This is a genomic window from Vibrio diabolicus (assembly GCF_011801455.1).
GTDB lineage: Bacteria > Pseudomonadota > Gammaproteobacteria > Enterobacterales > Vibrionaceae > Vibrio > Vibrio diabolicus.
Genome location: NZ_CP042451.1, coordinates 1380720 through 1404150 on the forward strand (window position 1 = coordinate 1380720; position 23431 = coordinate 1404150).

28 protein-coding genes and 1 pseudogene are annotated in these 23431 nt (G+C 39.9%); 26 read left to right on the forward strand and 3 right to left on the reverse strand.

Annotated elements, in window-relative coordinates; translation table 11 throughout:
• The first annotated feature begins 500 nt into the window (after positions 1-500).
• The 3 genes from FR741_RS06585 to FR741_RS06600 all read left to right on the forward strand — a co-directional run bounded on the left by FR741_RS06585 (position 501) and on the right by FR741_RS06600 (position 2082).
• Positions 501-866, forward strand: coding sequence for a hypothetical protein (locus FR741_RS06585; RefSeq protein WP_167426471.1), 366 nt, complete (start codon positions 501-503; stop codon positions 864-866).
• A gap of 242 nt (positions 867-1108) precedes the next feature.
• A complete protein-coding gene (locus FR741_RS06595) occupies positions 1109-1396 on the forward strand; it encodes a hypothetical protein (RefSeq protein ID WP_167426472.1) in 288 nt (95 codons plus the stop codon).
• A gap of 206 nt (positions 1397-1602) precedes the next feature.
• Complete coding sequence (locus FR741_RS06600; RefSeq protein WP_045380682.1) at positions 1603-2082, forward strand: hypothetical protein; 480 nt, start codon at positions 1603-1605, stop codon at positions 2080-2082.
• Between the two features lie 281 nt (positions 2083-2363).
• Here FR741_RS06600 and FR741_RS06605 read toward each other — a convergent pair whose 3' ends face one another.
• On the reverse strand, positions 2364-3233 hold the full coding sequence (locus tag FR741_RS06605) for a P63C domain-containing protein (RefSeq protein ID WP_167426473.1): 870 nt from the start codon (positions 3231-3233) through the stop codon (positions 2364-2366).
• Positions 3234-4051: 818 nt separating this feature from the next.
• Between FR741_RS06605 and FR741_RS06610 the strand changes: the two genes are divergently transcribed.
• The 8 genes from FR741_RS06610 to FR741_RS06665 all read left to right on the forward strand — a co-directional run bounded on the left by FR741_RS06610 (position 4052) and on the right by FR741_RS06665 (position 10325).
• Positions 4052-4738, forward strand: a complete 687-nt coding sequence (locus tag FR741_RS06610; protein WP_167426474.1) for a DUF4336 domain-containing protein — start codon at positions 4052-4054, stop codon at positions 4736-4738.
• 167 nt (positions 4739-4905) lie between these two features.
• A complete protein-coding gene (locus FR741_RS06615) occupies positions 4906-5493 on the forward strand; it encodes a hypothetical protein (RefSeq protein WP_233059798.1) in 588 nt (195 codons plus the stop codon).
• A 696-nt stretch (positions 5494-6189) separates the two neighbouring features.
• Positions 6190-6672, forward strand: coding sequence for a hypothetical protein (locus FR741_RS06625; protein ID WP_053808630.1), 483 nt, complete (start codon positions 6190-6192; stop codon positions 6670-6672).
• 150 nt (positions 6673-6822) lie between these two features.
• Complete coding sequence (locus FR741_RS06635; protein ID WP_015296910.1) at positions 6823-7305, forward strand: hypothetical protein; 483 nt, start codon at positions 6823-6825, stop codon at positions 7303-7305.
• 133 nt (positions 7306-7438) lie between these two features.
• Positions 7439-7915, forward strand: a complete 477-nt coding sequence (locus tag FR741_RS06645) for a DUF2059 domain-containing protein (RefSeq protein ID WP_167426475.1) — start codon at positions 7439-7441, stop codon at positions 7913-7915.
• Between the two features lie 118 nt (positions 7916-8033).
• The gene (locus tag FR741_RS06650; RefSeq protein WP_167426476.1) at positions 8034-8414 is read left to right on the forward strand and encodes a nuclear transport factor 2 family protein; all 381 of its coding nucleotides are present in this window, start codon (positions 8034-8036) and stop codon (positions 8412-8414) included.
• Positions 8415-8589: 175 nt separating this feature from the next.
• Positions 8590-9840 (forward strand): OmpA family protein, encoded by a 1251-nt coding sequence (locus FR741_RS06655; RefSeq protein ID WP_012841723.1) that lies wholly within the window; start codon positions 8590-8592, stop codon positions 9838-9840.
• A 134-nt stretch (positions 9841-9974) separates the two neighbouring features.
• A complete protein-coding gene (locus FR741_RS06665) occupies positions 9975-10325 on the forward strand; it encodes a hypothetical protein (protein ID WP_025611616.1) in 351 nt (116 codons plus the stop codon).
• 218 nt (positions 10326-10543) lie between these two features.
• Here FR741_RS06665 and FR741_RS23525 read toward each other — a convergent pair whose 3' ends face one another.
• Positions 10544-10846: a hypothetical protein gene (locus FR741_RS23525; RefSeq protein WP_174856094.1), complete on the reverse strand. Its 303-nt coding sequence runs from the start codon at positions 10844-10846 to the stop codon at positions 10544-10546.
• 251 nt (positions 10847-11097) lie between these two features.
• On the opposite strand from FR741_RS23525, the gene FR741_RS06685 reads away from it, so the two are divergent.
• The 13 genes from FR741_RS06685 (at position 11098) to FR741_RS06780 (ending at position 21489) form a co-directional block, all read left to right on the forward strand.
• Positions 11098-11868 (forward strand): hypothetical protein, encoded by a 771-nt coding sequence (locus FR741_RS06685; protein WP_069522928.1) that lies wholly within the window; start codon positions 11098-11100, stop codon positions 11866-11868.
• 137 nt (positions 11869-12005) lie between these two features.
• Complete coding sequence (locus FR741_RS06695) at positions 12006-12356, forward strand: hypothetical protein (protein WP_025506746.1); 351 nt, start codon at positions 12006-12008, stop codon at positions 12354-12356.
• Between the two features lie 737 nt (positions 12357-13093).
• The gene (locus tag FR741_RS06705; RefSeq protein ID WP_029853472.1) at positions 13094-13735 is read left to right on the forward strand and encodes a DUF6037 family protein; all 642 of its coding nucleotides are present in this window, start codon (positions 13094-13096) and stop codon (positions 13733-13735) included.
• Between the two features lie 612 nt (positions 13736-14347).
• Positions 14348-14626 carry a hypothetical protein gene (locus FR741_RS06710; RefSeq protein WP_167426479.1) on the forward strand — a complete coding sequence of 93 codons (279 nt, stop codon included), beginning with the start codon at positions 14348-14350 and terminating at the stop codon, positions 14624-14626.
• A 1068-nt stretch (positions 14627-15694) separates the two neighbouring features.
• Entirely contained in the window at positions 15695-16411 is a 717-nt protein-coding gene (locus FR741_RS06720; protein WP_145473855.1) for a riboflavin synthase subunit alpha, read from the forward strand.
• A 240-nt stretch (positions 16412-16651) separates the two neighbouring features.
• On the forward strand, positions 16652-17050 hold the full coding sequence (locus tag FR741_RS06730; RefSeq protein WP_167426480.1) for a VOC family protein: 399 nt from the start codon (positions 16652-16654) through the stop codon (positions 17048-17050).
• Between the two features lie 159 nt (positions 17051-17209).
• Complete coding sequence (locus FR741_RS06735) at positions 17210-18112, forward strand: hypothetical protein (protein ID WP_167426108.1); 903 nt, start codon at positions 17210-17212, stop codon at positions 18110-18112.
• Between the two features lie 260 nt (positions 18113-18372).
• A complete protein-coding gene (locus FR741_RS06740; RefSeq protein WP_167426481.1) occupies positions 18373-18630 on the forward strand; it encodes a hypothetical protein in 258 nt (85 codons plus the stop codon).
• A gap of 135 nt (positions 18631-18765) precedes the next feature.
• Positions 18766-19344 (forward strand): hypothetical protein, encoded by a 579-nt coding sequence (locus FR741_RS06750; protein ID WP_167426482.1) that lies wholly within the window; start codon positions 18766-18768, stop codon positions 19342-19344.
• 135 nt (positions 19345-19479) lie between these two features.
• A complete protein-coding gene (locus tag FR741_RS06755; RefSeq protein ID WP_005462157.1) occupies positions 19480-19752 on the forward strand; it encodes a nicotinamide mononucleotide transporter in 273 nt (90 codons plus the stop codon).
• A gap of 150 nt (positions 19753-19902) precedes the next feature.
• Positions 19903-20271, forward strand: a complete 369-nt coding sequence (locus tag FR741_RS06765; protein WP_046875497.1) for a VOC family protein — start codon at positions 19903-19905, stop codon at positions 20269-20271.
• A gap of 150 nt (positions 20272-20421) precedes the next feature.
• Positions 20422-20853: an NUDIX hydrolase gene (locus FR741_RS06775; protein ID WP_167426483.1), complete on the forward strand. Its 432-nt coding sequence runs from the start codon at positions 20422-20424 to the stop codon at positions 20851-20853.
• 147 nt (positions 20854-21000) lie between these two features.
• The gene (locus FR741_RS06780) at positions 21001-21489 is read left to right on the forward strand and encodes a DUF523 domain-containing protein (RefSeq protein WP_047706528.1); all 489 of its coding nucleotides are present in this window, start codon (positions 21001-21003) and stop codon (positions 21487-21489) included.
• A gap of 177 nt (positions 21490-21666) precedes the next feature.
• On the opposite strand, the pseudogene FR741_RS23745 reads toward FR741_RS06780, so the two are convergent.
• A pseudogene (locus FR741_RS23745) lies at positions 21667-21968 on the reverse strand (hypothetical protein).
• Positions 21969-22236: 268 nt separating this feature from the next.
• Here FR741_RS23745 and FR741_RS06790 point away from each other — a divergent pair.
• Both FR741_RS06790 and FR741_RS06795 read left to right on the forward strand, forming a co-directional pair.
• Positions 22237-22707 (forward strand): RDD family protein, encoded by a 471-nt coding sequence (locus FR741_RS06790; RefSeq protein ID WP_167426484.1) that lies wholly within the window; start codon positions 22237-22239, stop codon positions 22705-22707.
• A 155-nt stretch (positions 22708-22862) separates the two neighbouring features.
• Positions 22863-23288, forward strand: coding sequence for an N-acetyltransferase (locus FR741_RS06795; RefSeq protein ID WP_167426485.1), 426 nt, complete (start codon positions 22863-22865; stop codon positions 23286-23288).
• Positions 23289-23431: the final 143 nt, after the last annotated feature.

The following is a 23431-nucleotide window of genomic DNA, read 5'->3' on the forward strand; positions in this document are numbered from 1 at the left end:
CGTGTTCGGTCGATTTCCTTAATTGAGCTAATGCGAATAATTTCAATTTGGTACTTAAGTTTACTGGTGTGAAAGGCGGCACAAAGCCTTCTAATAATATAAGGCATTCGCGATTAGTTCGGCGCACATACATCGCCGAAGTGTGGTGGTGTGAGACGCTTTTCAAACTAAAGATAAGCAGTAATCTTTTGGTTATCTTTAGTTTGAGTTAGCTTTACTAATCATTACTTAGGAAAACCAGCTTTGGTTAAAGTGGCTGTCAGATCGGTGAAAATTGAAAGGCGCTCAGTTAACAAACTGTTCAAGAGGGATTCGCAACGCGTGGCATTTTTGCTATGCGTTGAATTTAGTGATTAAGGCGGTTTGCGGCGGCTTCGGTATTGCGCTGCTCACCCCTTAACAGAGCGTTAGGCTTCAATAGTACGATTAGTACAGAAAAATATGCACTCATTAGCACTATACTTTTCTAAGTGGAAAGAGCGTACTCTAAGGCGGGGTCTATGAAAAATGTAATCATTATATGTCTACTGTTCAATTTGAGCTTCAACCTTCAGGCAAAAGAGCTCTATCGAGCGCCTTCAGCTGGTGATAGTGGTGCCTATTATGTTTTGAAAAAGTCAAAGCAAAGTGATGGTACGATAAAGGTTCTAACTAGTCGCATTGGCAAGGGAAAGGCATATACAGACTTTACGGAGCTCAAAATTAATTGTAAGAAAAGGCAGTACCTTACGTTAGCGGGAAGTAGTGAAGATGGTGCGCAGTCAAACCCTTCTAAGCCATTAAAAGACTGGTCTAAAAACTCTAAATGGACGTCGTTGGTAAATGGTTCCAGCAAGTCGGATTTGGTTTACCATATTTGTCGGTAGCGTGTCAGAAGCCTAACAAACTGTTCAAGAGGGATTCGCAACGCGTGGCATTTTCACTATGCGTTGTTTTTAGTGTTTAAGGAGGTATTCAGCGGCTTTTGTATTGCGTTGCTCACCCCTTAACAGGGCGTTATGTGATATGCCTAAATCGCGATATTGCTCGTATAAGTTTTCAACCAAATTGTATCTTAGTTTCATATGGTTAGGTTAGATAAGACCGACACCAAAGCGAAAGGAACAAGATGACAGAATCTCAAAATAAATGGTTTAAAAACTGGGCAAATAAACGACAAAAAGGTGCTGCTTACTACATAATCACTCAAACTTTAATCATTAGCGGAGGACTGTTTCTCGGGAAATTTGCTGGTTTTGCTCTTTTTACTAACCAAAACCGATGGGGAGAGTTTCTCACTGAGTTGCCTACGACGGTGATGTTGCTATTAGCAATTGGTATTCCGTTTAATGTTATCTCTTGGTTTATAGGAGAGTGGCGGTATAGAAAACTATCAGGTAAGCAAAATATCCCATAACAAGCAATTCAAGCTGATTCGCAACGCTCGGCGCTTTCGGTTTCAATTGGTTTGGTGATTACGGTGAAGTGTTTGGGTAATGTGGCAGCGTTGCTCACAACTTAATTGGGCGTTATGTCGCCCTGCATTTGATGAGCCTATCTAGGTTCAAACCCGTGGCGTTAACGGGTATAATGGTTAAAAATAAAGAATAATGGAATAAACAGTTGTCTAGTTGGATTTTACAAGACTTTGATATTGGTGATATTTCTTGTCAAATCATTGAGTTTTCAGTTGATAATCATACCTATGTGATGCTTTTCAATCGGGTTGATGCGACTCGGACTGAAGAGATGATAAGTGAGAAAGCCGAAGAACTTGGCATCGATTATCGTGAAAACAGTTACGAGGTAAAGTTCGATCTTAAAGAAAACTTTGAATCTGATGAGTTTTTTGTAAGGCCGGAAGTTTCTATATCAGTATCAGGAATGCGCGAGTTAGGTCGAATCATTAAAGACTTACTTGAGTTTCACTACAGAAATAGTAATGCTGAAGCTTATGTTTGTGTTGCAGAGAGCACAAAGTTAAAACGTTTTTATGATCGACTTGCCAAACTCTATACAGAAGAGTTAAACTTTGAAGTGAAAATGAACTTAGGAGAGGAGGGTTTAGGTTATGAGATCACAACCCCAAGTTACAAAAGCTAAAGCTGCTAAACTAGAAGCTATGAAAAAGATCAAAGCTGCATATAGTCAAGCTAAGAAAGAGGGTAAAGTTAAATCTTACCAGGTCTCTCCAGCTTAGTTCTACATAGTTTTAAAAAGCGCCGCTCGAAAGAGCGGCGTTTTTGTATCTATAGTTCAGCGACATAACAAAGCATTTAAGAGTGATTCGCAACGCTTGGCAGTTTCGCTTTGCTCAAGTATAGCCAAGCGCCGCTCACACCTTAATGCGGCGTTAAACCCACAGGTTACCCCGTGGGAGTAAGTTAATCTTCTAGAGGTAGCTCGAGAGTATCGCCATATTTAGGGGCTACACGATTGAGAAGCTTGTCGAATTCCTTTGAATTACTAGAAGCGTCCATCAAAAGCATTACTTTGTTTAGGTGGTCTTTTAGTTCTGGTAACCCGTAGTCTTCAGTGAGTAACTGGTGGTGAGTAGTTTTTCGATGGCCAGCATCTGTTCGAGGGTTTTTCTCCTGAAGCGTTTTCTTGATCCCTGGAGCTAAGCGTGAATAAACTATGTCGTTGACCCAATGGCCAACAAACGCTGGCCTTTTTAGAGCCATGTAGCTGTCGTAACCCTTAATTTTTACAAGTTTATACCAAAACTCATCAGGGAAAGTTTTAGTCCATTTTCTTCTAGGTTCATCACGGATGTATTTTTCTAGTATTGCACTCAGCGCTTTTTTCTCGCGAACCTCTTGATAGCCAGTGGCCTCATCAATCAGGGCAACGATACCTACTCGTGCAAATCCACGAATTAGTGTTTCTGCGTATTCAGCGTATCGAATATCCTGTTCAGTGGTTAACACGCCATCTTTGCGGGCTTCGAGAATTACATCACACAAATCAGCTAAGATTTCGCCACGAAATCCGTGCACGGGCCTTGGTGTTTGGCCAGTCAGTACTACAGGGTTTTGGAGTGCCATATTAAGAGAGTGGTTCATGTAAGGAGCAAGTTTTGCATTGGACACCAAGCGAGCAACACCTTGGCCACGTCCTTTCATTCCAATAGCGCCAGTCATGCTCCTTCCCGAGATAAATCGCTCACCGTCATCGGTTACAAAACATTTAAGCTTAATAGGACCAATATCAAGATCACCTTGGAAACTTGCTTTTTTTTCTATCTGTTCCATCTTTATTACCATTATTGGACAATGTAAAGTTACTATAATTGATGTGTTTTTTTGTGTCCATTAAAGCCTGAAAAAAGTGCTTTTAATTACCCTTAATGGACATGGTTAAGTGGGCTTAACAAACTGTTTAAGAGTGATTCGCAACGCGTGGCATTTTTACTATGCATTGGTTTAAGTGATTAAGGTGGTGTGCGGCGGCTTTGGTATTGCGTTGCTCACACCTTAACAGGGCGTTAGGCATCAAAGGTTACAAATGTACATCTTGGTATTGATACTATTGTATGGTCTTTTGGTTTCACTCGGTGCAGTTGCGGGTACCTGCACACAGGGAGATGATGGCCGGTTTTATGTTTCGATAATGTATGGCTCAGTACTGTTCATTCTCATCATGGTGAAACTGTTTCGTGGAAATCGAGATTCAAAATTTATATGGTCTACGCCTTTGGTGGCGTTGTTAGTTGCTATATCGGTAACTTATTTCTGGGCCCCTTTTGTAATTGAAACAACCATTGAAGGCCATCATTTGTGTGGCAAAGAATTTGATTCTCATTTGGGAGAGTCTGCTGTCTGGTCTAGAAGCATACCAATGCTTCATATTGTTTTCTCGTTTGTCATTTTCATGCTTTCATTTTGGAAGTTAATTCGGTGTAAAACGGATAAGTAGTTTGTGGTGACAAGATGCCTAACAAACTGTTTAAGAGTGATTCGCAACGCGTGGCATTTTTACTATGCGTTAGTTTGAGTGGTTAAGGTGGTATGCGGCGGCTTAGGTATTGTGTTGCTCACACCTTAACAGGGCGTTATGTGATTGGAGTAACATGGAAAAATTAGCGCATGAAATATGGATATTTGATGGTGAACCTGTTCAGTTCTTAGGGTTACCTTTTTCCACTCGAATGACGGTTGTTAGACTTTCTAGTGGAGATCTATGGGTTCATAGTCCAATTAAATTGTCTGAGTCAATTAAGGAGCAAATGGACAGTCTAGGTTCTGTTAAATATTTAATTGCCCCAAATCATTTACACCACTTGTTCTTATCTGAATGGATTGCGGCGTATCCAAACTCAGAAGTCCTTGGGACAAGCGAGGTGATTAAAAAGCGTAGCGATATCTCTTTTCATGCATCTCTTAATAACTCGCAAAGTTATGCTTGGGCTCCAGACATTGAACAAGAACTATTTTCTGGTTCTCCGTTAATGGAAGAGTGTGTGTTTTACCATAGCAGTTCAAGTACGTTAATTGTTACTGACTTGGTTGAGAACTTTTCAGGTAAAGACTTTAACTACTGGCAACGGGTTGTGGCCAAAGGTGTTGGTATACTTGCCCCTAAAGGGAAAATGCCTTTGGATTGGCGTTTAAGCTTCATGTTTGGTAAAGCGGACGCGCGGAAACACCTCAATAGGTTGTTGTCTTGGAATCCGCAAATATTGGTCATGGCTCACGGTGAAATCGTCACGGAAAATGCAGACAAATTCTTACAAAAGTCTTTCAAATGGTTAGTATGAGAAACCTTTGAGAAAATCACATAACAAAGCATTTAAGAGGGATTCTCAACGCTTGGCGGTCTTGGTTCAAAGTTCAGCTTCAATGTTTATGGCACAATGGTTTAGGTCGGGTGGTTTGCGTTGTTCACCCCTTAATGCGGCGTTATGCCTAATATAGGAAGGTTAGTTTGGTTAGTTTGGTTAGTTTGGTTAGTTTGGTTAGTTTGGTTAGTTTGGATAGTTTGGATAGTTTGGATAGTTTGGTCAGTTTAGAGATTTATTTGCCTTGGTTGGCATTACTTGTATCTGCTATTAGTTTGGCTGTAAGTGTTCATTCAATATACCGTGATAGAAGTAAAATCAGAGTATTGAGTAAAGTTTATTATGATCGCTCATTAGACCTAGATAATCCGCCGCCTTTTTTAGCTATATATGTTGTTAATACAGGCAAACGTCCACTATTTATTTCAAACATTGTTGGCTATGCGAACTGGAATCAATCGAATCTTTGGTCTTTAAAAGATGACTCGATTTCATTTGATGAAAATGGTTTTCCTTCTGTTTTTAAAAGTGGTTTAGTTCACGAAGCAGGTTTGCGTTTGAATGATGGCGATATCTATGAATACCGATTTCGACACGATGAACATGAAAAGCTTTATTCATCTGATAGCTTTATGCCATTTAAAAAATATTATCTAACCGATGTTCTTGGCAAAAAATACTCAGTTAAAGGGTCAAAAAAAGGTATCAGAGAGTTGTTGAAATATCAGGCATAACAAACGCTTCAAGACGGATTCGCAACGCGTGGCATTTGTGGTTTGCGGTAAATTTAGTGATTTAGGTGGTGTGCGGGAACATCGTATTGCGTTGCTCACCACTTAAGCGGGCGTTAGTACGGGTTTTACATCAAAGGTCATAAGTTTTGGTACTTATCTGTTTTGGCGCTCGCCTTTACACCTTTCAGTTTGTACCTTTCACGTTCTTTCCGGTGGCACTATATGCGGAGTGTTCGCTTTGATTTCACCGTTTACGGTTTCTAACTTTTAGCCTATTTCTTTATTGCTTCTTCTCTTTCGTGGTTTTTACTAAGTCAAAATTGTCTTTCTTTGGTGTTGCTGTCGAAGTTCGAGGAACGAATCCTTTTCTAATTTGAAGTCAGTAAAAGTAGGTGAGTTCAGTACGTTTTTCTTCTAGCCAACTTTCGTCTTTCAATCGGGGGTAAAGTTTTGTAGCTGCCCGTCTCACTTCAGTGTTCAAAGCCTTTCATATCATACCACTTTTCAATATCTTGGAGCGCATAAATAGAAGTAGCGCATGTACTAACAAATTGCTTAAGAGTGATTCGTAACGCGTGGCATTTTTACTTTGCGGTGGCTTATGTGATTAAGGCGCTGTGCGGTAGCTTTTGTATTGCGTTACTCACACCTTAGCAAGGCGTTATGGCGCAGGGCAAATTCAGCTAAGGGAACTAGATGTGTGACAAAGTTAAAGTAGCCTTGCAGTGGCTCAAACAGATCTTGGATGCAGAGGCTGTGGAGTATCAAATAGTAGGTGGATTAGCGGCAACTATTCATGGTGGAAGTCGGGAAATCGCAGATATAGATCTTTATATTCGAAACTCAGACGCAGACAAAGTGTTATCGCATGTAGCAAAATACATATCCAAACCGTTAACTCATTATGCCGAATATGGTTGGGATCTAGAGTATTTCCAATTGATTTACCAAAATCAAAAAATTGAAATCGGTTTGTCTGAACATACTAAGATACAATCACATCAAGATGGCTCTTGGCACCAGCTTGAAATCTATTTTTCAGAATCAGTTATTAAAGATTATCAAGGTATCGAGTTGCCAGTTATCCCAGTTCATCGTTTAGTCGAGTACAAGCGGATATTGGGTAGGGAAGTAGACCAAATTGACATACAAGAGCTAATGTTGAGTGGAGCGCCATAACAAACAATTTAAGAGTGATTCAGCACGCGTGGCATTTTTGGTATGCGTTAATTTTTGTGATTAAGGCGGTATGCGGTAGCATCGGTATTGCGTGCTTCACACCTTAATTGGGCGTTATGGCGCAGGGCAAAATTCAGCTAAGGGAACTAGATGAGTGATAAAGTTAAAGTAGCCTTACAGTGGCTCAAAGAGATCTTGGATGCAGAGGTTGTGGAGTATCAAATAGTAGGTGGATTAGCGGCAACTATTCATGGTGGAAGTCGGGAAATCGCAGATATAGATCTTTACATTCGAAACTCAGACGCAGACAAAGTGCTATCGCATGTAGCAAAATACATATCCAAACCGTTAACTCATTATGCCGAATATGGTTGGGATCTAGAGTATTTCCAATTGGTTTACCAAAATCAAAAAATTGAAATCGGTTTGTCTGAACATACTAAGATACAATCACGTCAAGATGGCTCTTGGCACCAGCTTGAAATCTACTTTTCAGAATCAGTTATTAAAGATTATCAAGGTATCGAGTTGCCAGTTATCCCAGTTCATCGTTTAGTCGAGTACAAGCGGATATTGGGCAGGGAAGTTGACCAAATTGACATACAAGAGCTAACGTTGAGTGGAGCGCCATAACAAACAATTTAAGAGTGATTCAGCACGCGTGGCATTTTTGTTATGCGGTGGTTTCTGTGTTGAAGTACCATGCAGCAGCATAGGTATTGCGTGCTTCACACCTTAATTGGGCGTTAAGTGTAATGAGGGAGTTATGAAAAAAATCTTATTTCTATTATTGGTAATTTCAACATCTGTATTTGCGGAATCAAGCCCAAAAGAGCTGTCGTTGAGACTGTATGATTTGATGGAAGTCGATGCATCGGTGAAGCAGATGTCTGATTCAATGCGAAATATGCTAGAGAAGCAGGTCGAAGCTAACAAGAACATCCCTGATAGCAAAAAAGATGATGCTCAAATAATATTTAATGACATCATTAATCTTCAAATGAGCATTTATTCTGACCCAAAAATTAAAGATCATATTGCTAGCGCTTATCAAGAAATGTATTCAGATGAAGAGCTAAAAGGGTTAGTAGAATTTTTCGAATCACCTGCTGGGCAAGCTTTTGCGACCAAAGGAAGCCAGATATCACATCATTTGCAAAGCTTTATCCTTTCTAAGTTACAAGAAATTCAGCCTAGCTTGAAAGGTAAGGAGCAAGAACTACATAAGTTACTTGCGGAGTGAAAATTACACTTAACAAAGCATTTAAGAGTGATTCGCAACGCTTGGCGGTTTCGCTTCGCTCAAGTATAGCCAAGCGTCGCTCACACCTTAATGCGGCGTTATGTGCTTGGAGGGAAAAATGAATTCAAAGGAAGTTGTCGTAGCATTTTGGGAAGCAATGAAAACTAATGATTTCGCGAAAGCGAGCGAGTGGCTTAGCCCTGATTTTGAAGGGTTTTGGCCTCAATCTGGTGAGCTTACTGTTGGGCGAGACAATTTCACAGCAATCAACTCTTACTATCCAGCAAATGGTATTTGGGAGTTTGTCGTTCATTCAATTATCTGTGATGGCGAAACGGTCGTCACTGATGTTTCTATAACTGATAGCGTGCAAAAGGCGCGTGCTATTACTTTTCATACTGTAGAAAATGGGCTTATTCGAAAACAAAAAGAGTTCTGGCCAGAGCCAATGGAAGCGCAAGAATGGCGCTCCAAGTGGGTGAGTGTTGTACGAGAATAGGCTACGCACATAACAAAGCGTTCAAGAGGGATTCTCAACGCTTGGCGGTTTCGGTTCAAAGTTTAGCTTTAGTGTTTATGGCACAATAATTTAGGTTTAGTGGCTTGCGTTGTTCACCCCTTAACGCGGCGTTAGTTTTTTTGAACATGTAATATGGATTTCCGGGAGTTTATTGTTGAAAGATTTGTTTGATAGCTTGAATAGCTATGGATCGTTACTTGTGAAACTAGTGATAACCATAGGTGTTGTAGTCGTTTTTTCATATTGTGCATTCAATATAAATTTTTTCCCTAAGGGATTAACTTTAGGTGATAGTTTAGTATTTATATTTGTAGCACTTGGGTTTGGTGTTTTTTACCTTTTTTGGCTAGCTCTTGGCTATTTTTGCCTTTATGGTTTTGCATACCCTTTTTCTAAAAAGCTAGGGAAAAATGACTCTAAAACTACAAAATTATTTATGATTTTTATTGGGTTGGTCTTTCTCGGGTTTCTTTCAATATTCTATTTTTCCACGGACGATTTTAGGTCTGTATTAGCGCCGTTAGTAAGTGGTTCGATTCTACTGATAACAACCTTTTTTTGGAACTCTAAGCCAGATGGGTTAAGTGATCTTGAGATTCAAAAGAGAGAGAAAGCTCGAGTGGGTATAATCATACTGGCATTTTTTATAGCTCCATTGATAGGAACGACTACTGTTTCACGAATCGTTGACTCGAGCTTCAGGGTTTTTGGTATTAACCAGAACAATGTGTCCTTGGTTCTAAGTGAAAAAAATTACAAAATTGTAAGTCGAGTCGCAAAAGGTTTAGAAGTACCTTTATTCAGTTGTGAGTTGGACAAAGGCACCACAAGAATAATTCATAATGTTAGCGTATTATGGCATGGAATTGGTGACAAAAGTTTAATTGCCCTACTTAAACCTGATGACAAGGGTTTTACGCCCGTTGCTAGTCTTGAGTTAGAGAGTCAAGGAACTAATATCTTAAAAGCCTTAGATGGTAATACTAGCTTCAATGCATGTATAAGTTTTGAATCAGATACATTATTTGACTCATACGAATCAACTCCTAGTGCCCAAGGGCTCAAAAAATTAGACGTTTTTACTAATAAAATTCAAGGATATTTGAAAAGTTCAAAACTTGAGATAGCCTCGGCTTCAATTACAGGATATACCGACAGAATGCCGGTGCTTTCAGATGTTGATACAAATCATGCGTTATCGCTCAGGCGAGCAAAAAGTGTTTTTGGCTCGCTATCCTCGCTATTTAATGAGCATGTAATTAAATTGGTTAAAGTGACCGGAAAAGGAGCACTTAACCCTAAGTCTAAGTGTGGAAAGGAACTTGAGAGTATGGAGCTAAAGGAGTGTTTGTCTGTGGACCGACGTGTTGAAATAGAGTTCCAACTAAGAACAATCAAAAACTAACAAACTGTTTAAGAGTGATTCGCAACGCGTGGCATTTTTATCATGCGTTGGTTTTAGTGTTTAAGGTGGTATGCAGAAGCATCGGTATTGCGCTGCTCACCCCTTAACAGGGCGTTATGCTCTAGGAGGTAATTTTGCTCGATTTATTCAAAAAAGTGCTTCTAATTAACCTCTCAGCGGCTCTTATTGTTATCGCTCTAGCTCAGTTTGTTCCATTCTTTGCTACGACTCAGTTGGTCGACTTTCTTTTCTTTGTTGTCATCGTCATATGGGTTTTGGCTAAGCTAATGTGGGAAGGTGGTATTCATAGTAAGACGACTCGGTTAGATGACCCTAGAACAGACAAAGTCTACAAAATGGTAGAAGGGCATGATTTTCAAAAAGACGAACGCGAGCACTATCGAATGAACTACCAGACAGGTTTAGTTTTCTTTATAGCTGGTCTGCCAGCGTTTATAGCTTGTTTAGTCCTTCAATTTCTTTGAGCACGAGCATAACAAACTGTTCAAGAGGGATTCGCAACGCGTGGCATTTTCACTATGCGTTAGTTTTAGTGTTTAAGGCGGTTTGCGGCGGCTTCGGTATTACGTTGCTCACCCCTTAACAGGGCGTTAGTCGCCAGAAAAAGCTAGCAATCAAAGTCATGTTTCTAAGCTTAAAATTTAGCAGCTGTTTGCTTGGTACACCGATTAATCGTCGATCATCAGAACTTAGTTCTAGCTGTTTTAAGTCCAAAGTTTTGCAACCATCCCTGTGTTTGTTTTGTTCTTTGGTGCTTATAGATCAGGGCAATCGAGAGTCTGTTTTTGGTTGTAACTCCGCTCGGTGAGTTTATTGGTACAAAAGCTGATTTACTCGCTAAAATGACGTTTTCTCTGGTGTTGTAAATTCCACGTGGTTTCAGTGACTTCGTTGAAAGTCCGAACTGTGAGATTAGCTTTCCAAAAGCGCTTTTTGGTGTTGTCAGTTCGTTTTCTGCGGCGTTGTTTGTTCCAAGTGGTTTCATTGAATAGCCGCTTTGAGACTACGCCTGACTTAAGTGCATCAAAGCACATAAAGTTTGTTGTTCGCAAAGTTTAGTTTGGCTTAAAATTGTCGCTCGGTGCCTCGCGACTAACAAACTGCTCAAGAGGGATTCGCAACGCGTGGTATTTTCACTATGCGTTGACTTTGGTGATTAAGGCGGTTTGCGGCGGCTTCGGTATTGCGTTGCTCACCCCTTAGCAGGGCGTTATATGCTTTCAAGTGAAGGAAGTTATGAGTAAAGAATTAATTGAATTTTTGAGACCATACGCTCTACTAGTAATTGAGCAGAATGGAAAAATTAAAGCTGCTGACTTTTATCAAAAATTGCTGCTTACATGTAAAAACTGCGGTGTAGATGAATCTTGGATTGAGTCGAATTCTCATCAAATCTCAATTTTCACTCAGAAATTGATAGACGTTGCTCTTTGCGACTGGCTGGAAAAACAATATAAAAACTACCCGCACCCAACAGTTCGCGATGGCAATAAGGTGATTTCAGGAAAGGTCGAATCTGTCTCCGAAACTTCTGCTAGTTCGATGTACTCATATTCAGAACAATGTGGTTGGGATCTTTGGCGTGCTAGTGGTATGTCTGGTGGAAAAAAACTCCAAGAAATCACTCTACACGATGAGGCTAATTCCTATTACGTTGTATGGGGCAAAGATGCTATTGGTGTACGCCAGTTTAATATCATTGATTTTGAGTGGGTGGATAAGAACGGATACCAAATAATAGTCAAAAAGACCTTGGAAGGGCACGGAGAAGGGTTCGGGAATTCGAAATCTGTTACTGTTAACCAAGTTCATTATCCTTCTATACGTAGTGCATATGCTCGCATCAACCCACAAGTTACTTATTCAACGGTTTGTGCTCGTCTTAGAAAAGGGCAAACACCTGAAGACGCATTTGATAAACCGAGTATGAGATTAAATAGTGACATCAATAAGCTTGGTATCGTTGTAAGAAAAGACAATTGGGTTAAAAGTCGACGATCTATTTAATACGCATATAACAAACTGTTTAAGAGTGATTCGCAACGCGTGGCATTTTTACTATGCGTTGGATTTAGTGATTAAGGTGGTGTGCGGCGGCATCGGCATTGCGTTGCTCACACCTTAACAGGGCGTTAGGAGTTTTCATGGATAAAGAGTTCCAAAAAGTATTTGAATCAAATCTTAATGGTGACAAAAAGAACCTTAGAGTACATATCATCAATCCAGCAATTGAGAACCCATGGCGGACAAAAGGTGATTATGATGAAGAGCAAAAAGAAGCGCGCGAACGTCATGAGATGTTACAAGAGCAACATAAGGTAATTCTTAAGTCGCATCGTTGTACGGTTGTCGTTGCACTAGCTGCTATAGTATCTGCCGTCGCTACATGTTTGTTGGTTTATCTGACATATCAAGACTTACGTAATAATAATGTAGTCGTGCCTAAAGTAACGGTTGTTGAATCAGTCCAGAATCCAACGGAACCACACTCCTAACAAACTGTTCAAGAGGGATTCGCAACGCGTGGCATTTTCGCTATGCGTTGAATTTAGTGATTAAGGTGGCATGCGGCGGCATCGGTATTGCGTTGCTCACCCCTTAACAGGGCGTTAGTTCCCAACGAGAAAACGCAACTAAAGCAGAATGTTTAGGGTTAATGTTCGTGTGTTTTTGGCTCGGTTTTCGTATTTCAATTTCTAGTTATTTGGGTTTGTAAAATCGTGCGTTGGTTTCTTTTGTGGTTGTATTCTCTATTTCAGAAACCGATTTATATGTTGAAAGTTAGCTCTGTAACATTGTTTGTCCAAATGCGCTTTTTGGTGTTGTTAGCCCGTTTTCTACGGCGTTTCATGTTCCAAGTGGTTTCAGTGACAGGCGCTTGGAAACTGCGCCTGATTTGTGTTTTCGAAAACACGCAAAGACAGTGTTGGCAAAGCGGTAATTAACTTCAAATCAAAACGTTAGGTTTGGCAACTAACAAAGCATTCAAGAGGGATTCACAACGCTTGGCAGTTTTGGTTTGAATCAACTTTAGTGTTTACGGCACAATAGCTTAGATTGGGTGGTGGCGTTGTTCACCCCTTAATGCGGCGTTATATTTTTGTTCGAAATCACAGCTCAGAAATATCCTATCTTTATTCTAAATTGTGAGCTTTTTCAAACTATACGCTGTACAGTTAAGGGCATTTAGATTGTAATGTGTACAACGATAATAGAATAAAGTGGTAGCGTTATGAATGTGTTAGAAAACCTTAGAGTACTCAAAACAGACATGGAAAGTAACGGTTGGGTGATCGATGCGTTTCCATTCACATTTAAAGCGGTAGATTATATTGTGCTAGTTAAGCTGTACGATAAAAACGATGCTAAAAGACCAGAACATGCACTTTTGGAGCTAGAGTTTTTGAAGAAAAATGACATCTCAGATAACTTAGTTGCTCCAGCTAATACCAGGAAGCTTTTGATCACAGCTCAAGAGCTAAGAACATATTTTGGTATTGAGTGGTCAGAAAATTTGCGTGATATCTTAAGTCAATTTTATGAATATCTCTCTAACTTTATCCCCTTAACTGTTGGTTTACATAGAACTCAAGAAGTTGATGTTGCTATGGTTGAGTCTTTGTCAAAGAGTGATAGTGAGGACCCAAGAAAAATATACTGTTTTTCAGCTAAGAGAAATTCTAACAATAGGAATAGAAGTCCATATAATGACAATAAGACGCGAATATTAAGACCAATTTTGTACTCAAAACTATCAAGTGATCCTCAAGTTAGCTTTAATTACTCGTTAGACGAGGATAAGAAAAAGTCTGACTCAGAAATTATTAGCAACTTTAGTTCTAACAACAAGCTACCCGTTAGTGGAAAAATATAACAAAGCATTTAAGAGTGATTCCCAACGCTTGGCATTTTTCGTTCCATCGTTGGGTTTCGTGTTTATGGTGGTCTGGTTAAGTTTCGTGGTAGCGTTGCTCACACCTTAATGCGGCGTTATACGTAATGGAAGTATGAAGATATTCTCAGTTTTTACATTAATGACTCAGCTGGTATTAATATGCTGGTCGAAATACTATGGTCATGTTGCCAATGCGGAAATAATGAAGCTAGAAGCAACCCCGGAATCGTCTATGTTGGAAGTTCTTTCTAAATTTCAGCATTATAACGACTGGGATGACTACCTAAGCTACTTGGCAATAGTAATTTGGATAATTTCCATTGTCGTTTTGTACAAGAATAACGCTTCAAGTACTAAGTTGGCTCAGTTGTGTATTTTACTGCCTATCTTAGTGAGTTTTGTTCTGAGCTTAATTTAGTATGACGTTTCCAAGCTATTAAGAAATCGACGAAATTACGTATAACAAAGCGTTCAAGAGGGACTCCCAACGCTTGGCGATTTTAGTTCAAAGTTTGGCTTATGTGTTTACGGCACAACCTTTAAGTTTCGGGGCATAGCGTTGTCGCCCCTTAACGCGGCGTTAGGTGAATTATGAAATTATCGAAACTATGTGAAAAAGCATATTTACGCTGGATAAATCAGGAGACTTGGTCGTCATCCCATCCAAAAGATAAAGAAAGATTTCATTGTTTTGTCCAAACTTACACGCAATATGGGCGTAAAAAAGTAAGTGGTTATTCGATACAGCTAGATATTATTAACAGATATCAAGGAAAGCTCGAAGATAGCTACCTTAAGCAAAAAGCAGAATATTATGGTTGGTTATTCGAAGAGTTAGTCGATTACAGAGATTATCTTAAGAAAAATTAGCGTCATCGAAAATCACCTAACAAATTGTTCAAGAGGGATTCGCAACGCGTGGCATTTTTACTATGCGTTGGTTTTAGTGATTAAGGCGATATACGGCAGCATCGGTATTGCGTTGCTCACCCCTTAACAAGGCGTTAGTTGCCAACGAGGAAACGCAGCTAAAGCAGAATGTTTAGAGTTAAAATCAGAGTGTTTTTGGTGGCGTTCGTACTTCAATTTTGAATCGTTCGGGTTTGTGAAAATCGTTCTCAGGTTTCTTTTGTGGTTGGATTTTCTGTTTCAGAAACCGATTTGTTTGTTGAAAGTCAGCTTTGTAATATTGTCTTCTCAAAAGATTTTTTTTGTGTTGTTAGTCCGTTTTCTACGGCGCTATCTGTTCCATGTGGTTTCAGTGAAAGTCGCTTTGAAACTACGCCTGATTTGAGTTTTTTAAAACACGTAAAAACAGTGTTGGCAAAGCGGAAATTAACTTCAAATCAAAGCTTTAGGTTTGGCAACTAACAAAGCATTCAAGAGGGATTCACAACGCTTGGCAGTTTTGGTTTGAATTAGCTTTAGTGTTTTCGGCACAATGGTTTAGGTTGGGTGGTGGCGTTGTTCACCCCTTAATGCGGCGTTATTTCCGCCACGGATCTCTCAGGCTGAATGTACGTGGTTGTAGCCTAAGAGTGAAAGTGGCGGGGTAATAGGTTGGAAAAGCGGCGAAAAGGGCGAATATTGGTCATTTCCATGCTAGCCTTAAAGCGCTTTAAGCGAACCTTAATATGGCGCAGCAATTAAAGAGTGACGCTAAAGCGATTTAAGGTAGTGAGCTGCCAAATACTTCGGCTTCGATTTTTGCCTGCATACCGAAAATTTCTCGTCATATCAAAAGATTAGGCGTAAACATAGCCGACTTTAGTTGCGGAATAACAAGACGTTCAAGCCGATTCGAAACGCATTGGAGTTTTAGTGCCCAAATAGGCACGGATTTATCAGAGTTTATTTTAGGTTAGGGTGCATGTGCGTCTCTCACACCTTAACTGCGCGTTAGTTCTCAAAGTTGTTTTAACTATTAATGGAGTAAGTATGTTTACAGGCATAGTTCAGGCGGTAGCCGAAATTGTTGATGTGACAGATCAAAGAGGGATTAGAACTTTTGTTATCGACTTCCCTAAAGGGTTTTGTACTGATCTAGAAATTGGGGCAAGCATTGCTATTGATGGAGTGTGTCTGACAGTCACTGAAATACAGTCAGATGTTCGTGTTAAGTTCGATGTAATGCTGCAAAGCCTCTTAATCACAACTCTGAGTAAGTATTGCTCATCCCAGTTAGTTAACGCTGAGAGAGCCGCAAAAGATGGGGCAGAAATTGGCGGTCACCCGCTATCTGGTCATGTGGACTTTAATGTAGCTATCGTCGACGTAAGACAAATTGAGGATAACTATTGTGTTCGCTTAGCGCTCCCTGATGCTTGGAAAAGATACGTTTTCCCTAAAGGTTATATAGCTCTAAATGGAGCGAGCTTGACTGTTGCTGACGTAAATAAGCATGAAGGTTGGTTTGAAGTTTGGCTTATTCCTGAGACTCGTAGAATGACGGTTTTCGAATCAAAAGCCAGTGGTGACTTTATCAATATAGAAATCGAGCGTGGTACCCAAGTAGTTGTTGATACGGTTCGTGACACGCTAAATGAAAACCTTGGACCACTATTACCATTGTTTGAAAAACTCCTTTTAGAGCAAGGTGTTGATTTGGATTCACTAGGCTATAAACCTCAGGCACTCAGTGGGTCAAAGAACTAACAAACTGTTTAAGAGTGATTCGCAACGCGTGGCATTTTCACTATGCGCTGCGTTTAGTGTTTAAGGTGGTATGCGGCGGCATCGGTATTGCGTTGCTCACACCTTAACAGGGCGTTATGTTGCTAGTTGAACTGCTGTATTCTAATAGACTGACGAAGTTGTTCAAAATATGTGTATTGATGCTTATTTTCTGTCGCGTAATCTTTGTTTGCCAACAATTTAAACGAGTAAGGAAACAAAATGATTACGTTAACAAAAGGTATACACCGCGTAGGCTTAACGGTATCTGACCTAGAAGCAAGCGCGAAGTTTTTCACTGAGCAATTAGGTTGGAGTGAAGTAAAAAGAAACCCCGATTATCCAGCAATATTTGTGAGTGATGGGCATATCATGCTTACACTATGGGCGTCTAAGGCTGAAGCAGCCGTTCCATTTGACAGAAAAAAGAATGTTGGTTTACATCACTTGGCTTTACTCGTAGAGAGTGAAGGGCAACTAGATGAGTTGCGTGATCAATTTGTTAAGTCGGGTGTCGAAATTGAGTTTGGTCCAGAACTTGTTAAATCAGGGCCCGCTAAACATTTAATGTGTTATGACCCAAGTGGTATTAGGGTAGAGTTTTTCTGGGCGGGGTCGTAAAGCAACATAACAAAGCGTTTAAGATTGATTCGCAACGCTTGGCATTTTTAGTTCAAGGTGGGTTTAGTGTTTAAGGCACAATGCTTTAGTGTTGGGGGCAGTGTTGCTCACACCTTAACGCGGCGTTATGTTTATTAGTGAATTCATCAAGGAGTTTAAGTGTCAAGATCTTTCAGTGAATTAGATAAGAAAATCATTACCAGCTTGATCAAACTAGATAGTCGTAAGGGGTTAAATGTCCTTGGAAACATCATCGAAGAATATCTAAGTGACTACTACTATATCAATGTTTCAAGTAACGATAATGTTTCAGTTAAGATTAAGAGTGATTATTTAGATAAAATAAACGTAAATGATTTTAATAGTCATGTCTCGGAATTGTTGCTTACACTTGTTATTTTGTTTGATAATTTAGTCAATGATCGCTTCCTCTATTTTACAGGGAGTTACGAATTTAACTCTTTAGGTCATAGATTTGTTGGTGAAGATTATACAACACTAAATATTATCGATACTGACCTGATGGAGAAAGTCCATAGCTATACGACTCGGAAGTTTTTTATAACGGAAGATTTAAAGGAGTTCGTAAAAAATGGCTATCAGTCAAAGGAGCAGGTGAAACAAGCTAAAGACTTGAAATTAGCTGTTGAACAACTTAAATATACTAGAATTGCTTTAAGTTTTTCACTATTAGGTTTGGTCGCCTCTATCGTTGTGCCGATCTTAAGTACTTCCTCCGTGACCTTAGAAAATGAGTTGATCAACATATCTTCGGACAAAGCAACTATAAAATACATCGATCATAAGTTTGATGAAAATAAAATTGAACTTGAAACGTATCAAAATAAACAGAATGACAATATTGAATCATTAGAGAGCATAGTTAGAAAAGAACTAGAATCTACAAAAGAAAACAATAAAATAGCTCTCGACATTATAAATGAAAAAATAAAATCCATTATAAATAGAGTCGATAAGCATGAAAATGACATTAAAAATATATCTTCTTTTCATGAAGTTGAGAAAAATAAACATAACAAAGCATTTAAGAGTGATTCCTAACGCTTGGCATTTTTTATTCCATCGTTGAGTTCAGTGTTTACGGTGGTATGGTTGAGTTTAGTGGTCGCGTTACTCACACCTTAATGCGGCGTTAGGCACTTAGGAGTTTTAGTGGGAAATTTTATTCAGTTAGCTGCAGCTTTCGGTGTCGGTGGGCTGCTTGTAAAACTAATCGACATTTTTGTGCTTCAACCGTTCATAGTAAAAAAGAGTTAAACAATTGGCTTAGAGATAAAAAGTTAGTTGCCTATTCAGCTGCTGTGGAAGATTTAGCTAATATGGGTTTTAAAAATGAAGGTAAAGGTCCATTTGAAGACTTAGGTTCTTTATCACAAACCCTTTTACTTGTTGAAAGTACTGAACTGCAAAAACTCATCGATAGTCATATGTTTGATCGCGCGGAATTACATGATTGTGAAACGGGCTCCCAAAAGGAAAGTGAACTTTTTGATAAAGTAGACTCGAATGCAAGGCAAATTATTAGTGCGTTAAGGGATGACTTGCGAAAAGGCGCCTAACAAATTGTTCAAGAGTGATTCGGCACGCGTGGCATTTTTACTATGCGTTGGTTTTAGTGGTTAAGGTATTATGCGGAAGCTTAGGTATTGCGTGCCTCACACCTTAACAAGGCGTTATAAGGCATTCGGAGTAAGATGAACATTTCAACATTGGTCAGCTCGTCAAAAGGGTTACTTGATTCAGCTGAATACCTTTATGATCACATCGAAGATGATGATTTATTTAGGAACCCTAATAAGTACGCTTTCATATTGTCGTGTGCAGCAGCTCTCGAATCAATGTTAAACGACGGAATCGTTAGCTGGGCTTTTCACACATTTCCAAGAGATCATTACAAAAGACATGCAACAGCTTTTCTCTCAATGAATCTAGGTAAAAAGTTAGATGCATTAGGCTATCTGTTTTCCTCAGGCTCATGTATTACTGATAACACTAGTAAGCAATATCAAGCGTTGATATCGCTAATTAAGCTGCGAAATGAAGTTGCTCATAGCAAAGACTTTTTCATCGACAATGGTACTGTTGAAGTTGGTTATGATGATGACATGAGAGTGTTCCAGCTCTCAAATGATGCGGTGTCAAAAATAAACAAATCGCCCTTATCAATTGAGCGTGAAAAGTGTGCGGATATCTTGGTTTCATTGAAGGACTTATGGGCAGTGCTTCATTATGACGTCACACCAGAAAAGTCACCACTATTCAAGGCCTTATAACAAACAATTTAAGAGGGATTCACAACGCTTGGCATTTTTGCTTCTACTTCAATCTTAGTGTTTACGTTACAATGCTTTAGGTTGGGTGGTGGCGTTGCTCACCCCTTAATTGGGCGTTATGTGCTTGGAGGAAAAATGGAATATTTTCAGTACTATGGAATCGATTGGGTTGCAATGGTACTTACGTTTCTTGCAATTTGGCAAATTGGAAATAAGAACAAAATCGGTTTCATTTTAATGATGTGCGGTAACACTAGTTGGGTAGCAGTTGGTTATCTTACTGGCAGTGTGGCAATGATAATTGCAAATATCATCTTTTTCTCAATGAACCTTAGAGCAATCATCAAATGGTCGACGCCAGAGAAAGAGCCTAAAGTTAGTGTTGCTGAGCAGTCATCTACAAGCTAGAAGTTCGCACATAACAAACTGTTCAAGAGGGATTCGCAACGCGTGGCATTTTCACTATGCGTTGATTTTAGTGATTAAGGTGGTTTACGGCGGCTTTTGTATTGCGTTGCTCACCCCTTAACAGGGCGTTAGGGCGCAAGGAGTAAAACGATGATTCATCACATAGATCATATTGTTCTCACAGTCTCCGACATAGAAAAATCAGTGGACTTCTATAAACGGGTTTTGTGCATGGAAGAAGTAACTTTTGCCAATGGCCGTAAGGCTGTAACGTTCGGAAATCAAAAGATTAACTTTCAGCTTCTTGGCCAAGAACCGCGAAATGTAGCTAATGTTGGTTCAGGTGATGTTTGCTTAATTTCAGATTGGCCGTTGACATCAGTGGTAAGCCATTTAGTCAAAGAAAATGTTAAAATTATTGAGGGTCCAGTTGAAAAATCAGGAGCTGTTGGTGCAATCCAATCGGTCTATTTTTTGGATCTTGATAAAAACTTAATAGAAGTCAGCGTGTATCAATAGGCTCTGCGCCCTAACAAACTGTTCAAGAGGGATTCGCAACGCGTGGCATTTTTACTATGCGGTTGGTTTTAGTGATTAAGGTGGTTTGCGGCGGCTTAGGTATTGCGTTGCTCACCCCTTAACAGGGCGTTATATGCACGGGAGAGTTCAGTGGAAGAAAGAATCCGAAAGAGGGAAGTCAAAGTCTGCCCTATAGTGCTTAGAAAATCAGGAAACAATCGCGAGTTACTGCTGTTTGAACATCCATTAGCTGAAGTTCAGTTGGTTAAAGGCACATTAGAACAGTCGGATATTTCTATTGAAAGTGCCGCCTTGAGAGAGCTAAAAGAAGAATCAGGGTTATCTAGCGTATCAAGAACTCGCTACCTAGGTAGTTGGGAAAGCGGTTTTCAAAATCATTTGTGGCACTTCGTGCTTTGTGAAATAGAGCAACAATTACCGAATAATTGGAGTTTCTTTACTCAAGACGACGGCGGGCATGAATTCAATTTCTTCTGGCATAAAGTAGGCAGTCAGCCCGATTTTAAGTGTAATAAAGTATTCTCTGACGCCATCAAACAAGTGGAAATTCTGTGCATATAACAAACAATTTAAGAGGGATTCACAACGCTTGGCATTTTTGCTTCTACTTCAAATTTAGTGTTTATGGCACAATGCTTTAGGTTCGGCGGTTGCGTTGCTCACCCCTTAATTGGGCGTTAGCTATTTCTCGTATATAAAGGAGTTCCAGTGGTAAAAGTTCTCGTTAGTTCATGTCTGGTTGGAAACAACGTTAGATACAATGCGAGCTGTTTATCAGTCAAAGAGCCTGAGTTGCTATGGCTCAAGTCAAACGCAGAACTAGTGACCTTTTGCCCCGAAGTCTCAGCAGGTTTACCTATTCCTAGAGCACCTGCCGAAATCATTACTGGTAAAGGTGTTGATGTGCTTGATGGTTTGGCAAACGTTGTTGGAAATGATGGTATTGATGTTACTGAACAATTTGTAAGTGGGGCAGAGAACGCTTTGGATCTTTGCAAAAAACAGCAAATAAAGTACGCGATACTCGCGGAAGGCAGCCCTTCCTGTGGCAGTTCAAAAATTTATGACGGTACATTCAACGGGATCAAAATCGATGGCTCAGGGGTAGCGACTGCATTGTTAGAGCGCAATGGAATTAAAGTCTACAGTCAACATACGATAGCTAAGCTCCGAGAGGCGTTGGAAAAAAATAGCTAACAAAGCATTTAAGAGTGATTCGCAACGCTTGGCAGTTTCGCTTCGCTCAAGTATAGCCAAGCGCCGCTCACACCTTAATGCGGCGTTAGTCGCCAGAAAAAGCTAGCAATCAAAATCATGTTTCTGAGCTTAAAATTTAGCAGCTGTTTGCTTGGTACACCGATTAATCGTCGATCATCAGAACTTAGTTTTAGTTGTTTTAAGTCCAAAGTTTTGTAACTGTCCTAGCGGTTGTTTTGTTCTTTGGTGCTGACAGAGCAGGGCAATCGAGCGTCTGTTCTTGGTTGCAAATCTGCTCGGCGAGTTTGTCGGTACAAAAGCCGATTTACTCGCTGAAATGACGTTTCTCTGATGTTGTAAATTCCACGTGGTTTCAGTGACTTTGTTGAAAGTCCGCACTGCGAGATTGGCTTTCCAAAAGCGCTTTTTGGTGTTGTCAGTCCGTTTTCTACGGCGTTGTTTGTTCCAAGTGGTTTCATTGAGTAGTCGCTTTGAGACTACGCCTGACTTAAATGCATCAAAGCACATAAAGATTGTTGTTCGCAAAGTTTAGTTCGGCTTAAAATTGTCGCTCGGTGCCTCGCGACTAACAAACTGCTCAAGAGGGATTCGCAACGCGTGGCATTTTTACTATGCGTTGAATTTAGTGATTAAGGTGGTTTGCGGCGGCTTCGGTATTGCGTTGCTCACCCCTTAGCAGGGCGTTAGGCGGCAATTGATCTTCGATGAAAATAAATAGGTAAAATTATGGAACATAATAGTCAGTATGAATATGCTGGTTTTTGGGTACGATTTGGTGCAACTCTAATAGATTCAATTCTATTTCTTATGCTGACTATGCCAATACTCTATTTGATATATGGTAGTTACTACTTTGAGTCTGAGAGTTTTATTCTTGGTGGTTGGGACCTATTACTTAATTGGATATTTCCTTTTATAGCAACTGTACTATTTTGGGTTTACCGCTCTGCGACACCAGGAAAAATCGCATTAAAGTTGAAAGTTGTTGATGCTAAAACTGGTGAGCCATTATCAACGAGTAAATCAATTATTAGATATTTAGCATATTATGTTAGTACCATTCCCTTGTGTTTAGGGTTTGTCTGGGTTGCATTCAGTGGGAAGAAACAAGGCTGGCACGATATGATCTCAAACACTGTGGTAATTAGACCTAAAGAGCGTGGTGTCGAAGCTGTAGAGTTTGACAATCGCGCCTAACAAACTGTTTAAGAGGGATTCCCAACGCTTGGCGGTTTAGTGTTAAATTTGGTAGACGTGTTTACGTTGCTGCTTTCAAGCAAGGTGGTAGCGTTGGTCACCCCTTAACAGGGCGTTATATTGCCCCGATAAATTCGGCTATTTAGAGCTTTAAAATGATAAGAAAGTACAACGAAAATGACATGGATTCAGTTCTTGAAATTTGGCTTAAAGCGTCAGTTAAAGCTCACGATTTCATTTCGGCTGAGTTCTGGGAATCTCAAGTAGAAAACATGCGTAGCATCTACATTCCAGCTTCAGAAACTTACGTTTACGAAGCTGAGTCGAAAGTATTCGGCTTTTACGCACTGTATGAAAGTAGCCTAGCTGCTATATTTGTCTCTCCTGAACTTCAAGGTAAAGGCATTGGTAAGCAGCTATTGAGTCATGCTAAAACTCAGAGGGCGGTATTGAATCTTTCTGTATACAAGGAAAATCAGGCTAGTTATCAATTCTATTTGTCTCAAGGCTTCAAAGTCGTGAGTGAGCAATTGGATGAGTACACTGGACATTCCGAATACACAATGAGTTCGGGCATATAACAAACTGTTCAAGAGGGATTCGCAACGCGTGGCATTTTCACTATGCGTTGTTTTTAGTGTTTAAGGTGTTATGCGGCGGCATCGGTATTGCGTTGCTCACCCCTTAACAGGGCGTTAGGCGACGGGCTGGAAAGTTCTTTGTT